We start from the raw sequence: 4548 nt of genomic DNA, 5'->3' as shown, positions 1-4548 counted from the left end.
AGTCTCGGTCATGGCGTATCGCTCTCCTCGAGAGGTTCTGGCAGGCTCGTCACCCGCCTCGATACGCCGCCTTCCTCACACCGTCATCACCCAGATTCCGCCATAGCTCCGCAACACCTTGGCTTCATTCCACGGCGGCCGCACCCACGCGTCCCGCTCTTCGTCGGTCGTCAGGATCACCGGCATGGCCTTCGGATGGATCGGCGCGACCACCGCGTTCGGCGATGTCGTCAGGAAACTGTAGACGCAACGCATTCGCAGATCGCCCGCTCCTTGTCCGAGAGAGACAGGTCGCGACATCATTGTTTCTTGACGCAGGCATCAACGGCGAAAGCGCATTGCTCACCAGCCGTCAGCAACCCTCCCGTGGGGCCTTGATAGTTAACAGCACTTACCAGCCCGTTCGTCATAACGACGTTGACCGTACAAAAACGTCTTGTCGATACGGCGGTGCCGAAACCCGTCGAATTGGCCGAGCCATATACCTGATTGCCGACACGTGCGGCTTGACCGCTGGTGCTCACGTCGGCAGTTGCTACAGTTGACGAGAAACCGTTGCCGGACGCGTAGGACCAAACTTCGGTTTGGCCTTCCGCAGCCTTGTTCGCGGGTGGCCCCATGCATCCGAGAACCTGTTCCTTGGAGAGGCCGACCATCTGCGCCCGGGCGTCCTGCGCCACTTGGGCACGCTGAATGGCACAGCCTGCTAGCGTGACGCTGAGCGCCACGGCCAATCCCACATTACGCACGTTCTTAATCTCCCCCAACCGCCCGCACACTAGCCACAACCGGGGGACGAAGGGAAGCAGTACCGATCGCGTTTTTGGCAGGCGAAGGACCCTGTCGACCAACCTAGCGGAGGGTCGCTATCGCCAAGCCGCCAGGCACGGACCCTCCGTTGATCTAGGTCAACGTCAGCGATCCTTTGGCGCTCACGCTATGTTCAGCCGCACCGAAGGCGGCTCCCGTCATCTTTCAGTGACGCAAGCGCGAAGAGGGAGGTTCGCCATGCATCCGAGGAAGCGTCTTTCGATCAACTCAACGACTGTTGCCGGGATTGCTGCTAGCGCCCTGTTGGGGCTTGCAGGTCTCACTCTCACGCCAGCGCCAGCCAAGGCGGTCGTGTACTGCCAGTACGTTGAATATCCAGTAGGTTGCGTTGCCCGGGCAGGCGTCGTGCTCAGGCCCCGGCCGGTGGCACGTGCTGCGGTCCGTCATAACGCCGGTGGCAATGCAAATGGTGGCGTCAATCGCGTTGGGGCGCGGCGGTAAAGCACTTGTAGCGCAATAGGCAGCGGCAGGCGGCAGGTCAAGAGTTCAAGGTCTGCGTTCTTGGTCGTGCGCATCGACAGCCCAGGACGACGCGAGCAAGGCTTCCGGCATGGACGGCAGCACCACGAGAAGGCAGCATCATCTGGTTAAGCAGGCCAAGAAAAGGGTGTTGGCCGACCTTCAAAACCCGCCCAGCATTGCAGCGCTGTGCCGAAGGCTGGGCATAGGCTACCGAACCCTGCTCCGGGCTTTTGAAAACGTCCACGGGGTGTCGCCGCTCCAATATTTCCAGATGTTGAGGCTAGCCCGGGTACGGCGAGCGCTCATGTCGGCTCGAAGCCTGTCCGTCATCGTCGCCAAAACCGCGACGCGTTTTGGCTTTCGCCAATTGGGGCGCTTCTCCGTTGAGTACCGAACAGTTTTCGGGGAAAGCCCCTCGGAAACACTACGTCATGCCGTCCACGGACACGAACGCAGGAGGCGCGTCTCGAAGGGCTAAGCGGCACCGTCAAGCGTCAGAAGGCCATTAGGCCGGGCTACAGCAGCGCGCCGCCAGCGCAGAGCCGCGGCGAGCGCACAGGCGGCCACACGCCGCGACCGGCCCGCCGTCGACCCGACCGCATAAAAACGTCGGGTTCGCCGACGACAAAGGCTTGCGGCGCGGCTTGTCCGCTCGCAGCATCGACCCGTCACGCCGGCCCGGCGCCAGGAACATCTCCGCTTTTGCCAAGTTCCCGACGCCCTAGCGGCGCTCAGGTTGCTCAGGGCAAACCTCTAGGCCCCGGCTCATTCCCCATTTGGGCCGGGGTCCTTTTTGATTTTAATGCGGCTGGCCAATTAATAGGCGCGCCGCACCGCTCGGGGCCGCGAGGGGGGCGGTCTCGGAGAAACCCGGTTGCCAAGCGCGAGCACTGCGGCTTCGTTAGTTTCGAGCGCGATCTTCTGAGCGAGCATCACGTCACAAGCTGCTAGGGGCCGTTCAGGAACGAAACACCATCCGATTTTTGGCTCCATTTCGTCATCAAGCTCCAAAACATTACTCATGGTGCCCTGATGAATTCGATATCGTCGGCCGGTATGAGAGCCAGTGACTTCGAAATATCCCTTGGCATCAAACTGCGCACGCTGTTCCGAAGACAACCATTCGCGGAGAAGACGATGCGCACGCTCTTCGGGCCCATTTTCCTCGGTAAAGCTCCGATAGAGCGCGCGCAAACGCGTACTGCTACCATGGCGCCTGAACAAAAACATTTGCCGCTGCGGAAGCGTCTATCCGCCAACGAGGCGTGGATAGAACAGCGTCTCATCAGCGGTCGGATCAAATGTCCGTACGACGTTGAGATCGCCAGCCGCTGTCCGAGTGGCGGCGGTGAATCCTTGATCGGTCAGCTCCTTGAAGCGCCGCTCAGCCTCGGCCAGCCGCTTGCGGTCGTCTTGTCCAAAAAAATACCTGCTGTCCCCTGTGTGGTCCATTACGATCTGGGCAGCCATGGAATAGAACTCCGCTATTCGTGGTCCCTGACGCACAAGAAGCTTTCGGACGGGGCTATGTTCCTAATTTCCGACCATGGCGCAGCGGCCAAGCTGATCACTAAGCGGAGAGCGGCCTAATGAAGGCGTGCAACATCGTCGATTCGCTTGATGTCGTGCGCAACCCGCTTCAATCGAAGCTGAATGAGAGACGTAAATCGAGCGACAACCGAGCGACTTCAGGAAATTTTTCGCTGAAGGTGCCAGGAGTTCGCAGATCGAAGGGAAGCTCACTATGAGCTGACCAGCCGGCGATGTGCCGCCACCCGCCCCTCACCAACCAGGACACGTCCATTCGATCGAGGTTTCAGCCATGGAATTCCCCTTCAGAGTCCAGAGGATCACAAGAAAGTGGTGAGATTTCGTTAACCACCTCCACTTCCATCGCTTCCGCCCGCCCCTCAACTCCCGCCGCGCGATCTCGGTGCCGGAGTCGTCAAGCACGATTACGACCGTGCCCGCACCACGGTCGCAATCGGGATCGCTGGCGATATCCCGGGCGACACGCGCGCCGTATTGGACCGCTAGTTCAGCAGAGGCAAATAGCTCTCCCACCTCGTCCGCCTGTGTCTCGCCATTGTGGAAGATCGGGAAGTAGTAACGTCGCATAGCCGCGGCCCTCGTCCTTTAGCCGCGATCATGCGCTCACCCCGGGAGGTCCGCACCTGTCCAAAACGACAGGGTTCGTCAAACAGCGCCGTCCACCAGTGATTTGCGTACCGCGCGCCATGTGTTAGACCGCGCTCCTATCAATGAAGGAGCGGCGAGTTGGCCAAGAAAAAGAAGACTGTTCGGCGCGAGTGGACGAAAGACGACCTGAAGACGCTGAAGTTACTTGCGAGGCAAAAGACTGGTGTCACGAAGATCGCAAAGAAGTTGAAGCGAACGCCGGGCGCGACGGCGGCTAAGGCATTTGTTCTTGGCGTGTCGCTCAGCACGCAATAGGCGGGCACCTACTAGTCATCCGACAGCGCTCGCTTGCGCGGAACCTTGATCTGATGGGATGCCGCGCGATGCGACGCGCTTTTCTGAGCGCCGTTGATCGCGCGCGGCATTCGTTAAGCATTTCCCGGTTATGCGGATGCCATGTTGCGGGCGTTGGGGCAGTTGCTGTTGCGAGGTGCGGTAAGCGTTGCGGGGGCCGCTCTGACGGCCCTCTGCATCGCTGGTGTTCTGTCGTTGGTGGCGACGCACTTTCCGACCAAAAAACAAGCAGTCGTCGAAACCATCGCGCTCAAGATCGGTTGCCTACCCAGCCGATGCGGTACGAGGGTGAACACTGAGCATTAGCGGGAACAGCGATGCTTTCTGGGATGGAGTATCCACACTGGTTTATGCTCGCCGGAGCTGTCCTCGTGCTGGCGGGATTAATCGGATGGGCATTCCAAAGAAACCGACAAGCTTCCAAAGATATCGTGCGAGAACCCGCCGCACCTGAAATCGACCAACCGGCCGTCGAACCGGAGGCGAGTCCCAAACCGCGTTGAGAATCAAGCCCGTCAATTGGCCTAGAAGGTTTAAGCCCGGCCGCCGGCTTACGCGAGCGATCCGCCAGGCACCAGTAAACCGACGAAATAATCTTCCGCCCGGCGCTTTGCATATCTTTGCCGCGATCCTGCCGCCCCAATTCCCGGCGTCGAGAGCTGGCCCCGGTTGTTTGGACAGCGCCCCGCTGGATTTAAGTGGATTCCTGCCGGGTTATGCTGAACGCGGGGCTTTACGGTTTTGTCGTTGCGTCGGGAGGGC

At 60.1% G+C, this 4548-nt stretch carries 8 protein-coding genes; 3 read left to right on the top strand and 5 right to left on the bottom strand.

Features of this window, described 5'->3' with window-relative positions; all coding sequences use genetic code 11:
* Positions 1-75: 75 nt before the first annotated feature.
* Both QJT78_RS48825 and QJT78_RS48820 read right to left on the bottom strand, forming a co-directional pair.
* Entirely contained in the window at positions 76-255 is a 180-nt protein-coding gene (locus QJT78_RS48825) for a hypothetical protein (RefSeq protein ID WP_281460772.1), read from the bottom strand.
* Between the two features lie 44 nt (positions 256-299).
* Entirely contained in the window at positions 300-749 is a 450-nt protein-coding gene (locus tag QJT78_RS48820) for a hypothetical protein (RefSeq protein ID WP_281460771.1), read from the bottom strand.
* Between the two features lie 259 nt (positions 750-1008).
* On the opposite strand from QJT78_RS48820, the gene QJT78_RS48815 reads away from it, so the two are divergent.
* Both QJT78_RS48815 and QJT78_RS48810 read left to right on the top strand, forming a co-directional pair.
* A complete protein-coding gene (locus QJT78_RS48815) occupies positions 1009-1272 on the top strand; it encodes a hypothetical protein (RefSeq protein WP_080677839.1) in 264 nt (87 codons plus the stop codon).
* A gap of 109 nt (positions 1273-1381) precedes the next feature.
* Positions 1382-1771, top strand: a complete 390-nt coding sequence (locus QJT78_RS48810; RefSeq protein WP_253586901.1) for a helix-turn-helix domain-containing protein — start codon at positions 1382-1384, stop codon at positions 1769-1771.
* Between the two features lie 338 nt (positions 1772-2109).
* Here the strand turns inward: QJT78_RS48810 and QJT78_RS48805 are convergent, their stop codons facing one another.
* The 3 genes from QJT78_RS48805 to QJT78_RS48795 all read right to left on the bottom strand — a co-directional run bounded on the left by QJT78_RS48805 (position 2110) and on the right by QJT78_RS48795 (position 3411).
* Complete coding sequence (locus QJT78_RS48805) at positions 2110-2523, bottom strand: hypothetical protein (protein WP_281460770.1); 414 nt, start codon at positions 2521-2523, stop codon at positions 2110-2112.
* 18 nt (positions 2524-2541) lie between these two features.
* Positions 2542-2763 carry a hypothetical protein gene (locus QJT78_RS48800; RefSeq protein WP_080677810.1) on the bottom strand — a complete coding sequence of 74 codons (222 nt, stop codon included), beginning with the start codon at positions 2761-2763 and terminating at the stop codon, positions 2542-2544.
* 312 nt (positions 2764-3075) lie between these two features.
* Positions 3076-3411: a hypothetical protein gene (locus QJT78_RS48795; protein WP_245289410.1), complete on the bottom strand. Its 336-nt coding sequence runs from the start codon at positions 3409-3411 to the stop codon at positions 3076-3078.
* Between the two features lie 159 nt (positions 3412-3570).
* Here QJT78_RS48795 and QJT78_RS48790 point away from each other — a divergent pair, with 159 nt between their 5' ends.
* On the top strand, positions 3571-3747 hold the full coding sequence (locus QJT78_RS48790; RefSeq protein ID WP_187387677.1) for a hypothetical protein: 177 nt from the start codon (positions 3571-3573) through the stop codon (positions 3745-3747).
* Positions 3748-4548 lie beyond the last annotated feature (801 nt).

The sequence above is a fragment of the Bradyrhizobium sp. Mp27 genome, from assembly GCF_029953005.1.
Taxonomy (GTDB): Bacteria; Pseudomonadota; Alphaproteobacteria; order Rhizobiales; family Xanthobacteraceae; genus Bradyrhizobium; species Bradyrhizobium barranii.
Note: the sequence above shows the minus strand (reverse complement) of the source record. Positions and strands in the feature narration are given on the sequence as shown.